This window comes from Cryobacterium sp. AP27, from assembly GCF_056680495.1.
On the sequence record NZ_CM155285.1, the window covers coordinates 2,063,958 to 2,081,075 of the forward strand.

General features: G+C 67.4%; 19 protein-coding genes and 1 tRNA gene. 5 read left to right on the forward strand and 15 right to left on the reverse strand.

The features are described from left to right. Positions 1-22: 22 nt before the first annotated feature. Positions 23-442: a DUF302 domain-containing protein gene (locus AC1MB9_RS09865; protein WP_479961785.1), complete on the reverse strand. Its 420-nt coding sequence runs from the start codon at positions 440-442 to the stop codon at positions 23-25. 225 nt (positions 443-667) lie between these two features. Here AC1MB9_RS09865 and AC1MB9_RS09870 point away from each other — a divergent pair, with 225 nt between their 5' ends. Beyond that, positions 668-934 (forward strand): SHOCT domain-containing protein, encoded by a 267-nt coding sequence (locus AC1MB9_RS09870; RefSeq protein WP_479961786.1) that lies wholly within the window; start codon positions 668-670, stop codon positions 932-934. A gap of 40 nt (positions 935-974) precedes the next feature. On the opposite strand, the gene AC1MB9_RS09875 is transcribed toward AC1MB9_RS09870, so the two are convergent. The 4 genes from AC1MB9_RS09875 to AC1MB9_RS09890 form a co-directional block, all read right to left on the reverse strand. Next, complete coding sequence (locus AC1MB9_RS09875; protein ID WP_479961787.1) at positions 975-1,586, reverse strand: hypothetical protein; 612 nt, start codon at positions 1,584-1,586, stop codon at positions 975-977. Between the two features lie 201 nt (positions 1,587-1,787). Continuing rightward, a tRNA-Gln gene (locus AC1MB9_RS09880) sits at positions 1,788-1,859 on the reverse strand. Positions 1,860-1,960: 101 nt separating this feature from the next. Then, entirely contained in the window at positions 1,961-3,496 is a 1,536-nt protein-coding gene (gene gltX / locus AC1MB9_RS09885; RefSeq protein WP_479961788.1) for a glutamate--tRNA ligase, read from the reverse strand. A gap of 11 nt (positions 3,497-3,507) precedes the next feature. Beyond that, on the reverse strand, positions 3,508-4,470 hold the full coding sequence (locus AC1MB9_RS09890; RefSeq protein ID WP_479961789.1) for a LysR family transcriptional regulator: 963 nt from the start codon (positions 4,468-4,470) through the stop codon (positions 3,508-3,510). 81 nt (positions 4,471-4,551) lie between these two features. Between AC1MB9_RS09890 and AC1MB9_RS09895 the strand changes: the two genes are divergently transcribed. Continuing rightward, positions 4,552-5,631, forward strand: coding sequence for an aminotransferase class V-fold PLP-dependent enzyme (locus AC1MB9_RS09895; protein ID WP_479961790.1), 1,080 nt, complete (start codon positions 4,552-4,554; stop codon positions 5,629-5,631). Positions 5,632-5,738: 107 nt separating this feature from the next. On the opposite strand, the gene AC1MB9_RS09900 is transcribed toward AC1MB9_RS09895, so the two are convergent. Beyond that, a complete protein-coding gene (locus AC1MB9_RS09900) occupies positions 5,739-6,446 on the reverse strand; it encodes a type 1 glutamine amidotransferase domain-containing protein (RefSeq protein ID WP_479961791.1) in 708 nt (235 codons plus the stop codon). 61 nt (positions 6,447-6,507) lie between these two features. Then, positions 6,508-7,527 (reverse strand): NADP-dependent oxidoreductase, encoded by a 1,020-nt coding sequence (locus AC1MB9_RS09905; RefSeq protein WP_479961792.1) that lies wholly within the window; start codon positions 7,525-7,527, stop codon positions 6,508-6,510. Between the two features lie 96 nt (positions 7,528-7,623). Between AC1MB9_RS09905 and AC1MB9_RS09910 the strand changes: the two genes are divergently transcribed. Further along, positions 7,624-8,241: a TetR/AcrR family transcriptional regulator gene (locus AC1MB9_RS09910; protein WP_479961793.1), complete on the forward strand. Its 618-nt coding sequence runs from the start codon at positions 7,624-7,626 to the stop codon at positions 8,239-8,241. 49 nt (positions 8,242-8,290) lie between these two features. On the opposite strand, the gene AC1MB9_RS09915 is transcribed toward AC1MB9_RS09910, so the two are convergent. From AC1MB9_RS09915 to AC1MB9_RS09925, 3 genes are read right to left on the reverse strand one after another with little or no spacing between them, the layout of a single operon-like run. After that, positions 8,291-9,031: a fumarylacetoacetate hydrolase family protein gene (locus AC1MB9_RS09915; protein WP_479961794.1), complete on the reverse strand. Its 741-nt coding sequence runs from the start codon at positions 9,029-9,031 to the stop codon at positions 8,291-8,293. A 22-nt stretch (positions 9,032-9,053) separates the two neighbouring features. Then, positions 9,054-10,172, reverse strand: coding sequence for a branched-chain amino acid aminotransferase (locus tag AC1MB9_RS09920; RefSeq protein ID WP_479961795.1), 1,119 nt, complete (start codon positions 10,170-10,172; stop codon positions 9,054-9,056). After that, the gene (locus AC1MB9_RS09925; RefSeq protein ID WP_479961796.1) at positions 10,169-11,248 is read right to left on the reverse strand and encodes a 3-isopropylmalate dehydrogenase; all 1,080 of its coding nucleotides are present in this window, start codon (positions 11,246-11,248) and stop codon (positions 10,169-10,171) included. The genes AC1MB9_RS09920 and AC1MB9_RS09925 overlap by 4 nt, the downstream gene beginning before the upstream one ends. Before the next feature lie 102 nt (positions 11,249-11,350). Here AC1MB9_RS09925 and AC1MB9_RS09930 point away from each other — a divergent pair, with 102 nt between their 5' ends. Beyond that, entirely contained in the window at positions 11,351-11,602 is a 252-nt protein-coding gene (locus AC1MB9_RS09930; RefSeq protein WP_479961797.1) for a DUF6458 family protein, read from the forward strand. A gap of 141 nt (positions 11,603-11,743) precedes the next feature. On the opposite strand, the gene AC1MB9_RS09935 is transcribed toward AC1MB9_RS09930, so the two are convergent. Together AC1MB9_RS09935 and AC1MB9_RS09940 are read right to left on the reverse strand one after the other, a co-directional pair. Further along, positions 11,744-12,094 carry a hypothetical protein gene (locus tag AC1MB9_RS09935; RefSeq protein WP_479961798.1) on the reverse strand — a complete coding sequence of 117 codons (351 nt, stop codon included), beginning with the start codon at positions 12,092-12,094 and terminating at the stop codon, positions 11,744-11,746. 93 nt (positions 12,095-12,187) lie between these two features. Further along, positions 12,188-13,699: an MFS transporter gene (locus AC1MB9_RS09940; RefSeq protein ID WP_479964619.1), complete on the reverse strand. Its 1,512-nt coding sequence runs from the start codon at positions 13,697-13,699 to the stop codon at positions 12,188-12,190. 116 nt (positions 13,700-13,815) lie between these two features. Between AC1MB9_RS09940 and AC1MB9_RS09945 the strand changes: the two genes are divergently transcribed. Further along, the gene (locus AC1MB9_RS09945; protein ID WP_479961799.1) at positions 13,816-14,400 is read left to right on the forward strand and encodes a TetR/AcrR family transcriptional regulator; all 585 of its coding nucleotides are present in this window, start codon (positions 13,816-13,818) and stop codon (positions 14,398-14,400) included. 55 nt (positions 14,401-14,455) lie between these two features. On the opposite strand, the gene serA is transcribed toward AC1MB9_RS09945, so the two are convergent. From serA to AC1MB9_RS09960, 3 genes are all read right to left on the reverse strand, one after another. Beyond that, positions 14,456-16,048 carry a phosphoglycerate dehydrogenase gene (gene serA, locus AC1MB9_RS09950; RefSeq protein ID WP_479961800.1) on the reverse strand — a complete coding sequence of 531 codons (1,593 nt, stop codon included), beginning with the start codon at positions 16,046-16,048 and terminating at the stop codon, positions 14,456-14,458. Positions 16,049-16,215: 167 nt separating this feature from the next. Further along, a complete protein-coding gene (locus AC1MB9_RS09955) occupies positions 16,216-16,647 on the reverse strand; it encodes a hypothetical protein (RefSeq protein ID WP_479961801.1) in 432 nt (143 codons plus the stop codon). Then, complete coding sequence (locus AC1MB9_RS09960) at positions 16,644-17,105, reverse strand: hypothetical protein (protein ID WP_479961802.1); 462 nt, start codon at positions 17,103-17,105, stop codon at positions 16,644-16,646. Before AC1MB9_RS09960 ends, AC1MB9_RS09955 begins: the two co-directional genes overlap by 4 nt. Between the last annotated feature and the right edge of the window lie 13 nt (positions 17,106-17,118).

A 17,118-nucleotide genomic window follows, 5' to 3' on the forward strand; every position in this document is an offset into this window, starting at 1 on the left:
GGTGCTGGCGACGGCATCCGTTCTACTGTGCGGCGGCGGCCTGGACCGAACCGAGGGCCGCGCGCAGGCGGGTGTCGGCTTCGTCGGCGACGGCCTGGATGCCGGGTTGGCCGCTGAGCTGCACCATTGTTGCGGGGTCGATGGCCTGGACGACCGTCTCCGTGGCTCCGGGGCCGCGGCGGATCACGACGTTGCACGGCAGGAGAAGCCCGATCTGGGGGTCCGCGGTGATCGCGCGATGGGCGAGCGGCGGGTTGCAGGCTCCGAGGATGAGGTACTCGCCCACGGTGGCGGCGACGTCAGACCCGAGCTTCGCGGCGAACGTGGCATTGATGTCGATCTCGGTCAGAATCCCGAAGCCCTGGGCGCCGAGGGCCTCCTTGGTCAGCCGAACGGCGTCGTCAAACGGCGTGGAGAGCGTAATGGTGTGTGCGTAGGTCATGGGGCTCCTTGTGAGTGTCGATCGGTGGTCGGGCGTCTTCGAAGCGTAACGATCCGACGATCTGTCTGCCGACCTGGACGCGTCAGGCCTGCGTGCCGGGTCGGCGTGCGCTGGTATCTACCCACCGTATACCCGTGCGGGTATTGTGCGCATCTCGACGCGAGAATACCCTCTGGGGGTACCATGGCGTTGATGGGCGCACAGCGCCCAGACACAGGAGCTCGCATGATGTGGGGATACGGTTGGGACATGGGCTGGACGTGGCTTTTTGCCCTGTTTGGGCTGCTCGTGCTGGTCGGGATCGTGCTGCTTGTCGTGCTGCTGGTACGCCTGTTCGGCGGAGCCGGCAGCCACGGCGGAGGATCCGGCGTGACGGGGCCGGCACCCGGTCGGAGCCGGGCGCGGCAGATCCTCGACGAACGATACGCCACCGGCGAGATCACAGCCGAACAGTACCGAGAACAGATCCGGGTTCTCGGCGAGAACGGGTAGTCGATCCGTTCAGCACCGCGGTCGACTCAACGCCGGGCCGTCAGCAGTCGAGGGCGCGCGCCGCGACATCGACGTGCAGCTTGACGTGTCCGGCGTATTCGTGGGCGTCGTCCAGGGAACTAGATTCCAGGGTGAACGTGGCCCATCCCACGATACGCATCGGATGGCTGGCTAGTGAGGGCATGGTGTTGTTGTCCGGTTCCCACGCCGCAATGGCGGACAGCATTGTGTCCCACTCCACGGTCGGTTCTGTCCAGTCGCCACCGAGCACGTCGTTGACGACACACTGGTTCACGGCGAGCGGGGTGGCAAGGCCTTCGGGAGTGCCGTCGCGCCCGGGCAGGATTCCCGCGGCCGATTCTCCACCGATGACGCCGTCGCCGTCGCGATCGCCGTATTCCGGACCGTTCGGCCCGACCACCAGGTTCGCGGCCGCTTCGGCGGCGCTGTGAGCGGCCTCGAGCGTCGGTGCCGTCCGCCATTTCGTGACGGCAGCGTCAATGCCCCCCAGCCGACTGTCCAGTGCCGCCACGTCCGCGGGATCAGGCGCGGATGCCGCGGGCGTCTCAGCCCCACCGCGAGCCTGCGCGCAGCCGACAAGAACAACGATGGCAGACGCTGCCGCCAACCAGAGTTTGGGTAGGTGCATCATCTCTCCACTATGGCCGGGGAAAGTCCGCCGTGATGCACGAAAGCCCGTGGCCTCCGTAAATTCCCAGCTCCTGCGCCCCAAGACGGCTCATGACGCCGCGATTGCACGCGCTTGAGCCGGTTTGGGGCGCACGGGCGAAAGCTGCCCGATCGGCCGGGCGGGTTAACGCACAAACTCCCGCGAATAATCGCGGGAGAAAAGCTGGGGTACCTGGACTCGAACCAAGAACAACTGAACCAGAATCAGCCGTGTTGCCAATTACACCATACCCCAATGCCTGATCTATGACCGGGCCGTGGTCCACTCTAACCTACCGAAGCCACACTCCACAAAACGAACGTTCCGCACCGGCGTGTTCGCCGGTGCGGACGTTCTTAGACGCTCGGCACCTGTGCCGCGACGTGCGCGGCGAGACGGTCGAGGCGGGCGAGCGTTTCGACCTGACCGAGGATCTCCATCGATTCGAACAGCGGCGGCGACACCTTGCGGCCCGAGACGGCAACGCGAAGTGGACCGAAAGCGACCCGCGGCTTGAGGGCGAGCCCCTCGAGGAGAACCTCGTTCAGCACGGTGTGCACCCGGTCCGTTGCCCACTCCCCCGCTGGCAGGGCGCGCAGGGCGGTGCTTGACGCGGTAAGGATCTCCGCGGCCGTCTGCGGGAGCGAGGCGAGGGCATCCGCCTGATAGACGAGCGTGTCGGCCGTGACGAAGAGGAAGCCGAGCATGGCCGGGGCCTCGCCGAGCAGCGCAATGCGCTCCTGGATGAGCGGGGCCGCCTGCACGAGAACGGCCCGGTCGGCGTCGCTGAGCGGCTCGGTGAGCACGTTCGCCTCGGCGAGATACGGCACGATGCGCGCGGCGAAATCGTCGGCGGCCAGCAGGCGAATGTGGTCACCGTTGATGGCTTCGGCCTTTTTCAGGTCGAATCGCGCGGGGTTCGGGTTCACGTTCACCACGTCGAACGCGGCGATGAGCTCCTCGATGGAGAACACGTCGCGGTCGTGCGAGATCGACCAGCCGAGCAGCGCCAGGTAATTGAGCAGTCCCTCCGGAATGAAGCCGCGGTCGCGGTGGTGGAACAGGTTCGACTCCGGCTCGCGCTTGGACATCTTCTTGTTCTTGTCACCGAGCACGAACGGCAAATGCCCGAAGCGCGGCACGAAGCTGGTGACTCCGATGTCGATGAGCGCGTGGTACAGCGCGATCTGGCGCGGTGTCGACGACAGCAGGTCCTCGCCGCGCAGCACGTGGGTCACTCCCATCAGGGCGTCATCGACCGGGTTGACGAAGGGGTAGAGCGGATGCCCGTTGGGCCGAACCACCACAAAGTCGCTGAACGAACCCACCGGGAACGTGATCTGGCCGCGGACGAGGTCGTCGAACGACAGCTCGGTGTCCGGCACGCGCAGCCGCAGTGCCGGGGACCGGCCCTCGGCGCGATAGGCGGCCTTCTGCTCCTCCGTCAGATCGCGCTCGTAGTTGTCGTAGCCCATTTTCGGGTCGCGCCCGAGGGACATGTTGCGGGCCTCGATCTCGACGCCGGTGGCGAAGCTCTCGTAGATGTGGCCGGACTCCACCAGGCGCGCGATGATGTCGCGGTAGATGTCGTAGCGCTCGGACTGGCGGTACGGTCCGTGCGGACCGCCGACCTCGACGCCCTCGTCCCAATCAAGTCGCAGCCAGCGCAGTCCGTCCACGATCTGGTCGAAGCTCTCCTCGGTGTCGCGGGCGGCATCCGTGTCTTCGATGCGGAAGATCATCTTGCCGCCGGTGTGACGCGCGTAGGCCCAGTTGAACATGGCCGTGCGGATCAGACCCACGTGGGGCGTTCCGGTGGGTGAGGGGCAGAACCGAACTCGAACGTCGGTTCCGGTGGCGGTTGAAAACGGGTGCGCAGTTGTCTCAGACATTAATGTCAATTCTAGTTGCCACCGCCCTGCTCCGGGGCGGAGGCCACAACGGCGGCCAGGGCCGCGAGAGTGGCGGCGAGGGCCGGGATCCGCTCCGCCCCGGCGGCGGTGACCGCGTGCACGGTGCGATGGTCGAGGCTCGTCGTGGGTCGAATCGCCACGCCCGAACGGGGACCGACGGATTCGATGGCGAGGATGGGGAGAATGGCCACGCCGATTCCGTTCTCCACGAGGCCGAAAACCGCGGCCACGTTGTCGGTTTCACACACGATGCGTGGGGCGAACCCGTTCCGGTCGCAGAGCTCCAGGAGATGACCGCGGCACCGCGGGCACCCGCCGATCCAGTCGTCCCCGGCCAGGTCGGCCAGATCGACCGCGGCCCGGCACGCGGCGGGGTGGCCCGACGGCAGCACGACCCGGATCTCTTCGTGCCGCAGCTCGCTCACCCGCAACCCCTGCGCGCTGTCTCCATGCGGGTCGGCGCTGTCGCCCGGATAGCTGAAGGTCAACGCGAGATCGACACTGCTGTCGCGCACCAGGGCGACAGCCTCGGGCGGCTCCGCCTCCCGGTAGGTGACGGCGATTCCCGGATGCCGCTGCTTCATGCGCGCGAGAACACCCGGCACGATGGCCGCCGATGCCGACGGGAACGCGGCGATCCGCACCCGACCGGAGCGCAGCCCGGCGAGCTCCGCGAGTTCCCCCGCGGCGGCTTCGAGCGTCGTCTCCACGGCCCGCGAGTGCCGGGCGAGCACCAGTCCGGCCTCGGTCAATCGCACGCCGCGGCCCACCCGCTCGACGACCGGCATTCCGAGCCGGGTCTCGAGCCGGGCGAGGTGCTGGCTGACGGCCGGCTGGCTGTATCCGAGTGCGAGCGCCGCGGCCGTGATCGATCCGGTTTCTTGTACCGCCCGCACGACGCGGAGCGCGCGGGCGTCGAGCAGGTCTCGGCCGGGGACGGGAGTGAGCGACATGAACAAAGAATAACCTGCGCTTATGCAGGTCATTGAATGTCGCCCGTAGATGAATGAATAGCGTTCGGGCAGGCTGGACCCATGACCACCGCCGCCGTCCCACCCTCCGTGCCCACTCTCAGCCTGAGCGACGCCCGAGCACAGTTCGCCGGCGCCCGGGGCTACCTGGCGGCGTGCACGCTCGGCCTCCCGAGTGCGGGCACCCTGGAGGCCATGCGCGCCGATAGCGAGCGATGGGCGCGAGGGGACGCCAGCGCCGCACACTATGGCGCGCTCGTTGAGCGCGTTCGCGCGAGTTACGCCGCGCTGGTGGGAGTCTCGTCCAGCGCCGTGGCCATCGGCTCGCAAACATCGGTCATCGCCGCCATGGTCGCCGCGAGCGTGCCCGACGGAGCCGAGGTGCTCTGCGTCGACGGGGACTTCAGCTCGATGGTCTTCCCCTTCCTGACGCAGGCGCACCGCGGCGTCACGGTGCGGCACGTGCCCGTGGCTGACCTGGCCACGAGCGTCGGAGCCGACACCTGGCTGGTCGCCTTCTCGCTTGTGCAGTCGGCCACCGGCGCCATCGCCGACGTCGACGCGATCACGGCTGCCGCGCACGCCCACGGCGCCTTCACCCTAAGCGACACGACCCAGGCCGCCGGGTGGATGCCGGTGGATGCGTCGGTCTTCGACGCGACGATCTGCCACAGCTACAAGTGGCTGTGCGCCCCGCGCGGCGTCGCTTTCCTCACCGTCACGGCCGCATTCGGTGCCCTCCTCCGCCCGGTGCAGGCCGGGTGGTACGCGGGCGACGATGTGTGGGGTTCCTGCTACGGGCCCGACATGAACCTCGCAGCGGATGCCCGCCGCTTCGACGTGTCCCCCGTCTGGCCCGCCTGGGTGGGCGCCGAACCCGCCCTCGAGCTTTTCCGCGGCCTCGACCTCGCCGCCGTGCGCGGGCACACCGTAGGCCTCGGCGACGCGCTCTGCGACGGACTCGGCATCGACCGGCAGGGTCAGGCCATCCTGAGCTGGCCGGACCGGGACGGCGACGACCTGGCCCGCCTCGGGGCCGCGGGGCTCACCGCCTCCGGACGCGCCGGGCGCGCCCGGGTGGCCTTCCATCTCTGGAACGATGAGGACGACGTCTCGCTCGTCCTGGCCGCGCTGGGTCGCTGAGCGTCCGGGCGGCGCCGTACGGCGCGCTTCCCGGCGCCGCACGCGCCCACCCACCACAACACCCCCGTTCCGAGACGGAACGAGGGTGATTGTGTGCGAGCGGCGGGTTAGACGCGGGCGGACACCTCAGCGATGATCGCGGATGCGAGCATGCTGGAGGATGCCGGGTTCTGGCCGGTGTAGAGGTTGCGGTCGATCTCGGTGTGCGGGGCCCAGGGGTCCCCGGCAACGAAGTCGGCACCCAGTTCAACCAGTCGGCTCTGCACGAGCCACGGCGCCTTCGGAGCAAGGCCGCCGAGCGTCTCCTCCTCGTCGGTGAAGCCCGTCATCGTGTACCCGGCGAAGGGCCAGCTGCCGTCGTCGCGCACGGCGGCCAGCAGCGCGGCTGGGGCGTGGCACAGCACGCCGAGGATGCGACCGGAGTCGAGGGCCTCGGTCATGATGCGTCCGGAGACGGCGTCGACGGCGAGGTCCTCCATCGGTCCGTGTCCTCCGGGGTAGAAGACGACGTCGTAGTCGGCGACGTCGATGTCCGCGATCGACCGCGGGTTGTTGACCTCGCTGCTGATCACGTCGAGGTACGCAACGATAGCGGCGAGGCGGTCCTCGCCGCCGGCGGCCTGGGCCGACAGGCTGCCCGCGTCCACGGTCGGGGCGACGCCGTTCGGCGTCGCGATGGTGATCTCCCAGTCGGCCTCGCTGAACAGGCTGTGCGGCTCGGCCAGCTCTTCAGCCCAGTACCCGGTCGGGTGCAGGCTGCCGTCGTTGAGGGTCCAGTGTTCAGCGGCGCTGACGACGAAAAGTACGGAATTCATATGTTCTCCAAAGATTGGTGCGGTCGGAATAGGTGAGGGGAGGCGCGGCGGGGCCGGGCGCTCAGGGGTTGGTGCGAACGACCATCTTGCCGGTGTTCTCGCCGCGCATGAGGCCGAGGAACGCGTCAACGGCATTGTCGATGCCGTCGACGACGGTCTCGTCGAAGACGACCTCGCCGGAGGCCAGCCAGGCTGCCATGTCGGCGGAGAAGTCGGCGAAGTGGTGCACGTAGTTGCCCACGATGAAGCCCTTGAGCGTCAGCCCGCGGCCGACGATGTTCACCATGTTGCGGGGGCCAACGGCTTCTTCGGTGTCATTGTAGATGGAGATCGCGCCGCAGAGGGCCGCGCGTCCGCCGCCGTTGAAGCTGTTCAGAGCGGCCTCGAGGTGCTCGCCCCCGACGTTGTCGAAGTACACGTCGATGCCGTCGGGAGCGGCGGCGGCGAGCTGGCCGGCGATGTCGCCGTCGCGGTAGTTGAAGGCGGCGTCAAAGCCGTACTTTCCGGTGAGCAGGGCCACCTTTTCGGCGGAGCCGGCCGATCCGATGACGCGCTTCGCGCCCTTGAGCCGAGCGATCTGGCCGACCATGCTGCCCACGGCGCCGGCGGCGCCGGAGACGAAGACGGTGTCGCCTTCCTTGAACTCGGCCACATCAAGCAGGCCGACGTAGGCGGTGAGGGCGGTCATGCCGAGCACGCCGAGGTACGCGGACAGCGGCACACCGGGAAGCTCGGGAACCACGCGGAAGCCTGCGGCATCCTCCTGCACCAGGTCGCGCCAGCCGAACTGGTGCACGACGACGTCGCCGACCGTGATTGCGTCCGAGGCGGATGCGACGACGCGGCCGACCGCTCCGCCGGTCATGGTCTCGTCCAGCACGAAGGGGGGAACGTACGATTTGGCGTCGTTCATACGTCCACGCATGTACGGGTCAACGGAAATGAACTCGTTGGCGACGCGAACCTCACCGGCGGCCAGATCGGACAGGTCGATGCGCGTACTGCTGAAGTCGTCGGCCGTCGGCCAGCCGGTGGGGCGGGCGGCGAGCTGGATCTGGGTGCTGGTGGTGGACGAGGCCATGGGGGGCTCCTCTGCTATTTTGTAACGGATGGTCTAATATATATTGTGTACCAACCGATACACAAAACCACTCACAGCAAAAGCGGAGGAAACGCCATGGGACGGATGCAGAGTTTCGAGCGCACGACCGTCGTGCAGGCGGCTCGAGACCTCTTTTGGGACAAGGGCTTCGAGGCATCTTCCCTCGCCGATCTCGAAGGCGCGACCGGACTCAAACGTTCCAGCCTCTATCACGCCTTCGGCAGCAAACGCGGCCTCTTCGACGCCGCCGTCGAGGATTACCAGAACACCGTGATCCGGCCGCGCCTGCGCATCCTCACGGGGGCCGGAGGCGACCGCGCCTCGCTGGTCGCCTACTTCGAGGAACTGCGCTCGGCGGTGTCCATGCTTCCCGAAGATTCCCCCCGCCGTGGGTGCCTGCTCGTCAACTGCGCCGCCGGTCTGGCCAGCCACGACGACCCGGCTCGCCAAATCGTCGAGGCGTACCGCTCGGAGCTGACCACTGCCCTGCGTGACGCCCTCGGTGCCGCCGGCCGCGCGTCGGGAGGGTCCGCCGCGGAGCGGGCGCCCGAGCGTGCCAGAACGCTCGCGTCGCTCGCCATGAGCGCCATGCTGATGGCCCGGGTCAACGCGACCGAGTCGGTGGCGCTGCTCGCGACGGCGCTCGACCAGATCCAGTCCTGGTTTCCCGAACCCGCCGCGCCGACCGTCTGACCCCGGGCACCGCTCACACCGGCCCCGGGTCAGCCGCCGGAGAAGCGGGTCAGGCCGGGCGAACCGAGTTCACGAGCACACCGATACCGGGAATCTCGATCTGCACGGCATCGTTGGCCTCGATCGTTCCCGAGCTTCCCGGCACACCCGTGAGGATCACGTCGCCGGGCAAAAGCGTGAAGATGCTCGAGGCGAACGACACGATCTCGGCCACGCTGTGCTCCATGACGGCCGCCGAGCTGTTCTGAAACTGGCCGTCGTTGATGCGCCCATGGATGACGGCGGTCGCGGGGTCGTATTCGGTGTCGATGATCGGGCCCAGCGGGCTGAACGAGTCGAAGGCCGACGCGGTCGCGGCCTGGTCGGGCTGCTGCTCGAGGTCACGGGCGGTCACATCGGCGCCGACGGTGTACCCGAAGATGACACCGGGAGCCTCGGCGATCGACACGTTCTTGGCGAAGGTTCCGATGATGATGCCGAGCGCGCCCGTGACGGTGACGTCCGAGGACTGGGCGGGGATCACGATGGGATCACCCGGCCCCACGACCGCGGTGTTGGGCTTCAGCGCGAAGGAGGGCCTGGCGCCTTCCTGGCCCGAACCCTCACGCAGCACGACGACCTTCGAGCGCGGAATCACCGGCGCGAGCAGCTTCACGTCGACGAGGTCGACCCGGTCGCCGGTTGTGTCGTAGCCGGCGAACATCGGGTCACCCGTGAGCACCACCAGTTCGTCATCGTCAACAATGCCGAAGGCAATCGATCCTTCGTGGCTGAAACGCGCAATCTTCATAGGGTCCGTTCTGGGCGAAACGCTAGGCGTCGAGCCTGGTGAGCCAGCCGTGCCGGTCGGGCATGCGGCCGTATTGAATGTCGGTGAGCTCCCGGCGAAGAGCCATGGTGATCTCTCCGGCCGGGGCATCGGGATCTCCAATGCTAACGCCGTGACCCTTGACCTGGCTGATCGGGGTGACCACAGCAGCGGTTCCGCAGGCGAAAATTTCGGTGATTTCACCGGATTCGACGCCCACCCGCCACTCCTCGAGGGTCACCTCGCGTTCTTCCACGGTCATGCCCCGGTCGCGGGCGAGCTGCATGATGCTGTCGCGGGTGACGCCTTCGAGGATGGACCCGGTGAGCTTCGGCGTCACGAGACGGTCGTTGCCGTACACGAAGAAGACGTTCATGCCGCCGAGCTCGTCGATGCGGGTTCCGGTCTCACCGTCCAGGAAGAGCACCTGGGCGCATCCGTTCTCGTAGGCCTCCATTTGCGGCAGAAGCGATGCCGCGTAGTTGCCGCCGCACTTGGCGGCGCCGGTTCCCCCGCGGCCCGCGCGGGAGTACTCGGTGGACAGCCAGATCTTCACCGGTGCCACGCCATCGGCGAAGTACGCGCCGGCGGGGCTCGCGATCACGTAGTAGCCCACGCGGTGAGCGGCGCGCACACCGAGGAAGCTCTCGTTGGCGATCATGAAGGGCCGCAGGTACAGGCTCGTCTCCGGCGCCGAGGGAACCCACTCGCCGTCGACGGCGATCATCTGTTTGATGGACTCGATAAAGTCCTCCACGGCCAGCTCCGGCAGCGCCAGGCGGCGAGCGGAGCGCTGCATGCGTTCGGCGTTCTTCTCGGGGCGGAACGTCCAGATGGAACCGTCGGCGTGGCGGTAGGCCTTGAGGCCTTCGAAGATCTCCTGGCCGTAGTGCAGCACCGACGAGGCGGGGTCGAGCTGCAACGGGCCGTATGCCGTCACCCGGGCGTCGTGCCAGCCGTCGTCGACGGTCCAGTCGATCGACACCATGTGGTCGGTGAAGTTCTTGCCGAAGCCGGGGTCCGCGAGGATGCTCTCCCGGTCGCCCTGATCGCGCTTGACCGTCGACGGCACAAGCGAGAACTGAAGCGGGTAGGCCGTTGTGGTGGGCGCTGTGTCTGTCATGCGAGTCCTTCGTGAGTGAGGAGGGCCACGATGGCATCGCCGACGCCGGCGGTGCTGCGAGACCCGGAGGTGGTGCCGTCGGTGCGGGCGACGAGATCGGCCGTGACGGCCGCGTTCACCCTGGCGGCGGCGTCCGTGAGGCCGAAGTGATCGAGCATGATCGCGACCGAGAGGATGGCTGCGGTCGGGTCGGCGAGCTGCTTGCCCGCAATGTCCGGTGCTGATCCGTGCACCGGCTCGAACATGCTCGGGAAGCGGCCTTCCGGATTGATGTTTCCGGAGGCGGCGAGACCGATTCCGCCGCTGATGGCGGCTGCAAGGTCGGTGAGAATGTCGCCGAACAGGTTGTCGGTGACGATGACATCAAACTTACTTGGGTTTGAGACGAGAAAGATCGTCGCCGCGTCGACGTGCAGGTAGTCCACCGAAACCTCGGGGAATTCGGCGGCGATCGCGGTGACGGTGCGCTGCCAGAGGCTGCCGGCGAAAACGAGCACATTCGTCTTGTGCACGAGGGTGAGCTTCTTGCGCGCACGGCCGGCCGCGACGCCGAAGGCGTAGCGCACGACGCGCTCCACGCCGAACGCGGTATTGACGGACACCTCGTTGGCGACCTCCTGCGGGGTTCCCTGACGGATGGCGCCGCCATTGCCCACATAGGGTCCCTCGGTCCCCTCGCGCACGACGACGAAGTCCACGTTTCCCGGTGCGGAGAGCGGGCTCGGCACGCCGGGGAAGAGCACCGTCGGGCGCAGGTTCACGTAGTGATCGAGCGAGAAGCGCAGCGCCAGCAGCAGGCCGCGCTCGATGTTGGCGTTGGCGAGGCGGGGGTCCCCCGGCGCACCGCCCACGGCTCCGAGCAGAATCGCGTCGTTCGAAGCGATGGCGGCCAGATCCTCGGGCGTGAGCACGTCACCGGTCTCAAGGAACCGTGCGGCGCCGAGCGAGAACGAGGTCTTGTCGAATTCCACGGATTCTGCGGCCGTGACGGCATCGAGAACCTTGACGGCCTCGGCAATGACCTCCGGGCCAATCCCGTCTCCGGGAATTACGGCGAGCTTGATTCTACGAGACATGCGACTCCGAGCGTCTGAGAAATACCTGTACTCAAACCCTACTGCGCGCAAAGTTGCGACTATGCTCAACAAAACAAGAACACCGTATCGAATCGAGGAATCATGAGTATCGGCTTCGGCATTTTCCTCTTCGTCGTGGGCGCAATTCTTGTGTGGGCGCTCGACGTCAGCGTCACGTGGATCGATCTTGACCTCGTGGGCTACATCCTGATGGCCGCCGGCACGCTCATCTTCATCATCGGCCTGCTGTTCATGTTCCGCCGCCGGAACAGCAGCAGCACGGTTCGTACGATCGCAGATCCCGAGACCGGCCAGAAGGTCACCCGCAAAGAAAACTCCATCGACGACCTCTGAACCCGCCTCACCCGCAGCCGGAGCGCCGAGCGCGTTTCGCGTCGGACACCACGCGTTCGATGATGGCGAGCGTCGTCGGCCACTCGAACATCACATGCTGATGAGTAAGGCGCAGGGTGCGCCGCCCGAGGCCTTCCGCGATCAGATCCCAATCTCGGTCGGCCTGGAAGCCTCGGAGACGCTCACGTAGCCCTCGTGCACCGCGGACTCGAGGCAGGCGATCGCGTTCTCTTCATCGAGGCAATGGATGGCCTGCCAGAGGGCGTTCATCGGCGAGACCAGCCACGACCGTCCGGCATCGCCGAACCGCAGGTCGGTCCAGTGCACCCGAACCGGCACGCCGCAGCCCTCGACGGCGCGGCTCGATGCGGCGTGGCGTGCACGCCGCAGATGCAGCTCATGACCGAGGCCCGTACAGACCCTCGCGCGCCGCAGGGCGCTGACGCAGGCGATCTGCGCGTGGGCCGCCGCGGCCCCCTGTGGAGGAGGCACGCTTCCTCGGACTATTTCGCAACACGCCGCTCCAGCGGCAACGCGCCGCGGCGTGTTCCCGAAAAGTCCGAGGAGACACTCCGCGAAACCGACCTACCGTGCTCGGCGCAGCGCCGTGGCCGCCACGACGACCGCGGCGAGCACGAGCGCGACGCCGATCCACGCGCTCAACCCCACGCCGCTGTCGAAGGCGTGGCGCGCCGAGGTGAGCAGCTCGGCGCCCACATCGGCGGGCAGGACGGATGCCACCCAGACCGCGCCCCCGAGGGTCTCCCCCGCCGCGTGGCGCTCGGCGGCGGTCAGGATGTCGGGCAGCTGCACCGCCGATCGGTATGAGGCGGTGAGGATCGTGCCGAGGATCGCCGTTCCCAGCACGGCCCCGAGCTCGTAGGCGGTTTCGGAGACGGCGGATGCCGCGCCCGACTTCGCGGCCGGCGCGTTGGCCACAATCAGTTCGTTGGACACGGTCTCGGCCGCTCCGATGCCCACTCCCAACAGCACGAACGCGATCACGATTCCCACGGAGTCGATTGTTCCGCCGCTGAGGGCGATCAGGGCGAAGCCGGCCGCCGACACGAGCAGGGACACGGGAATGACCCGCGAAGGCCGCACGCGACGGGCAATCGGCACCACGAGCAGCCCGGCGACGATCATGGCAACGAGCCCGGGCACGAGCACCAGGCCGGCGTTCAGTGGCGAGAGGCCGAGGACGAGTTGCAGGTGCTGGGAGACGAAGAACAGGCATCCGACCAGCGCCGTCACGCACAGCAGGTTGACCACGACGGCGCCGCTGAACGCCCCGGTGCGGAACAGGCTCATGTCGAGCATCGGTACCGGGAGCCGCAACTGACGACGCACGAAGAGCACCCCGATCAGGAGGCCGATCAGCAGCGGGGGAAGGGACAACAGTGTGATCCCGTCCTGCGCAATCGCCTTGATGCCATAGACGATGGGCAGCATGGTGGCCAGGCTCAGGGCGATGCTCGGCACGTCGATCCGGCCTGGATGCGGGTCTCGGGATTCGGGAACCAGCAACGGGGAGAGCACCAGCAAGGGCAGCAGCAGCGGAACGGCCAGCAGAAATACCGAGCCCCACGCGAAGTGTTCGAGCAGCACCCCACCGACAACGGGGCCGAGCGCGCTTCCGGCGGCGAAGCCGGTGGCCCAGATGGCGATGGCGAGGCGGCGCTGGTCGCGCTCGGTGAAGATGGAGCGCAACAGGGACAGCGTCGACGGCATCAACATGGCGCCGAAGAAGCCGAGAACGGCGCGGGCCACGATCAGCCATTCGATCGTCGGCGAGAAGGCGGCGCCGATCGAGACGAGGCCGAACCCGGATGCGCCGATCAGCAGCACGCGCCGGCGCCCCACCCGGTCCCCCAGGCTTCCCATGGCCACCAGAAGCCCGGCGAGCACCAGCGGGTAGATGTCGACCATCCACAGGAGCTGCGTTCCGGTCGGCCGGGTCGCCCGGGAGATGGCCGGCAGGGCGAAGTTCAACACCGTGTTGTCGATGGAGATGAGCAGTACCGGAAGCATCAGAACCGCAAGAGCCCACCATCGGCGCACCGATCCGGACGAGGCCGGGGGTGACGCCGTGCGCAAGGCGACGGGCCCGCGGGTGGTGGGTTCGGATGCGGTGGGCGACACGATCGGGCTCGTTTCTGTATGCGGTTTGCCGGGACTCTTCTACTGTACCGTCTGGACGGTATAGTGGACGAATGATTCCCAATCCGGTTGACTATCCTGAAGCCATGTCCCCCACCGCGTCCACCCGCGACCGGCTTCTGGACGCCTTCGAGGAATTACTGATCGACGGCGGGGAGCGCTCCGCCACGCTGAACGCCGTGGCCGCATCCGCCGGGGTCTCCAAGGGAGGCCTGCTGTACCACTTCGCGTCGAAGGACGCGCTCGTCGAGGCGCAGCTCGGCCGCCTGCTCGAGGCCGCCGCGACCGACACCGAGAACATCCGCACCGCGGTGGCGGGCCCGGTCGATTATCTGATTCGCGGTTCGGTCAACATGGGGAGCCCCCTCGACCGATCGTTCATCGCCACCACGCGCCTCGCCCAGGGGCGCCACGAGCGGGCGATCGCCGTGCTCGAAGAGATCCGCCGGGGCTGGCTGAGCGTCATCGAAGAGTCCGTGGGCGACCACGACACCGCCCTGGCCATCATGCTCGTCAGCGACGGCCTGTACGGCAACTCGTCACTGGCCGGAATGCCCTCCGCACCCGCCGTGGCGGCGGAGGCAGAGAGCATGAACCGTTTGCTCACGGTGCTGGCACGGCTCTACACACGCGACTGATCGTCGCCGAACGCGCGGTGTGGCCGGGGCGAACCCCGGCCACATCGCGTGAGTGTTACTCGGTGAGGTCGATCTCCACCATGATCTCGGCCGAGATCGCTTCGCGAACGGATGCGAGCAGGCCGGCCGGCACCTCGGTGTCGACGGTGAGCACGCTCAGCGCGTTGCCCGTGGCTTCATCCCTGGCGATCTGCATGCCGGCGATGTTGATCTGCGCGTCGCCGAACTCGCGACCGTACACGGCCACGATTCCCGGGCGGTCGGTGTACAGCATCACGATGAGGTTCTTCGCGAACGGAACCTCGATGTCGTAGCCGTTGATCTCGACGAGCTTCTCGATCTGCTTGGTGCCGGTCAGGGTTCCGGAGACCGAAACCTGCGAACCGTCGGCGAGGGCGCCGCGGAGCGTGATCACGTTGCGGTACTCGGGCGATTCCGGGTCGGTGATCATGCGCACGCTGACGCCGCGCTGCTCCGCCAGGAGCGGCGCGTTCACGTAGGATACGGTCTCGCTGACGACGTTCGTGAAAATGCCCTTGAGCGCGGCAAGCTTGAGAACGCTCACGTCGTACTCGACCAGTTCACCGCGAACCTCGATGTCGACGCTCGTGAGCGGGCTGTGCGCGGCCAAGCCGGAGAAGACCTGTCCGAGCTTCTCGACCAGCGGGATGCCGGGGCGCACGTAGGAGTCGATGACACCACCGGCCACGTTGACGGCATCGGGAACGAGCTCGCCCGACAGCGCGAGGCGCACGGACTTGGCGACCGAGACGCCGGCCTTCTCCTGCGCTTCATCCGTCGACGCCCCGAGGTGCGGCGTCGTGATGATGTTTTCGAGGCCGAGCAGACGGGAATCCGTGGGCGGCTCGCTCACGAACACGTCGAGTCCGGCGCCGGCAATGGTGCCGGCGGTCAGTGCGTCGAAGAGGGCATCCTCGTCGATCAGTCCACCGCGGGCAACGTTGATCACGAATGCGCTCGGCTTCATGAGTTTCAGCTGCTCTTCACCGATCATTCCCGTGGTCTCCGGTGTCTTCGGCATGTGGATCGTCACGAAGTCGGAACGCTCCAGCAGTTCTTCCAGCGTCACCGGGGTGACGCCGAGCTGTTGGGCGCGCGCCGAGGTGATGTAGGGGTCGTAGGCGATGACGTTGGTGCCGAAGGCCTGCATGCGCGCGGTGATCAGGGCACCGATCCGGCCGAGGCCGATGATGCCGATCGTCTTTTCGTACAGTTCGACGCCGGTGTACTTGGAGCGCTTCCACTGGCCGTCGGCCAGTGCGCCGCTCGCGGCCGGAATGTGCCGGGCGAGGCTCAGAATGTGTCCGACGGTCAGCTCGGCGGCCGAGATGATGTTGGACGTGGGAGCGTTGACAACCATCACGCCGGCCGCGGTGGCCGCTTTGATGTCGACGTTGTCGAGCCCGACCCCGGCGCGCGCGATGACCTTCAGCAGGGGCGCGGCCTTGATTGCTTCGGCATCCATCTTGGTGGCGGAGCGCAGCAGAACGGCGTGCGCGGTGGCCAACTCGGCGAAGAGCGCGGAGCGATCCGTGCCGTCGACCTGGTGGATGTCAAAGTCCGGCCCGAGGGCATCGACGGTGGCGGGGGACAGTTCTTCGGCGATCAAGACTACGGGCTTCGACACTAAATCGGTTCCTTAGATTGCTTAGAGTGCGTAAATAAAGGGAGGCGCAACCAGGGGCGCCAAGCAGAACAAGCCTACTGGCTGCAGTATGCGCAGATGAGCACGTAACGTTTCATGACCGGCCGCGGACGCCCATCGTGCGGGCCGATGCCGCCGCGCGCGAGTCGTTAGACGATGAGACGCCCGACGCCGAACAGCACGAACAGGTCGAGGGAGAGTGCGGCCACGACGGTCAGGCCCACCAGGTAGAGCAGCGCCTGAATGGCCGCGGCGCGCCGGCGGCCCATCCAGAAGGCCACGGCGAAAACCACCGCGGGCATCGCAATGCCCCAGAGCAGCACGACCCAGCCGAAACCGCTCAGCGTGGTGTCGAGGCTCTGGGCGGCCAGGCTCACGCCCACAATGTTGCCGAGCGCCTCCCACACGTCGTAGGCGTAGAACAGCCCGAAGACGATGGCGAGGGTGAGTGCGAGCCAGTGCGGCGTGCGCCGGGGTGAGCGCACGGATGTGCCGGGAGGCGTGATCGCACCGGTACGCGGGGCCTCGATGCTGTCACGGCCGTTGGTGCGGTCGGTGCGGTCGCCGGTGTGATCGGTCATGCGCTCGCTCCAAAGATAAACGGCATGGGTGCCAGCACGACGACACCGAGGATCAGCCAGACGAGCCGCGCCCGCGGATGGTTGTGGGTGAGCCAAAACGTTGCGGCAAACCACAGCAGGGGTGCGGCCACCGAGAGCCAGACGCCGAGCGAGAACATGAATCCGCTCACCGGGTCGCTCGAGAGGGGGTTTTCGATGCGGGAGGCGCCGATGAACCAGCCCACGGTGTAGAGCAGGTAGAAACCGGCGAGGATGCCCAGAACGACCAGGATCACCGAGCCCGCGGCATCCGCCTGTTCGGGTGCGCGCGTCGTGGCGGCCCGTTCCCGGCCGGGTGTTGCCGGTTCGGCGCCGCGCGGAACGGTCCATCCTTCGGGAAGAGCGTCGGTCCCCTGGTCCAGAGTGGGGTCGTTCTCGCCGCCCCAGCTCAGTGCGTCATTGTCCCGATTGGCATTCATCCCCCCAGAATAT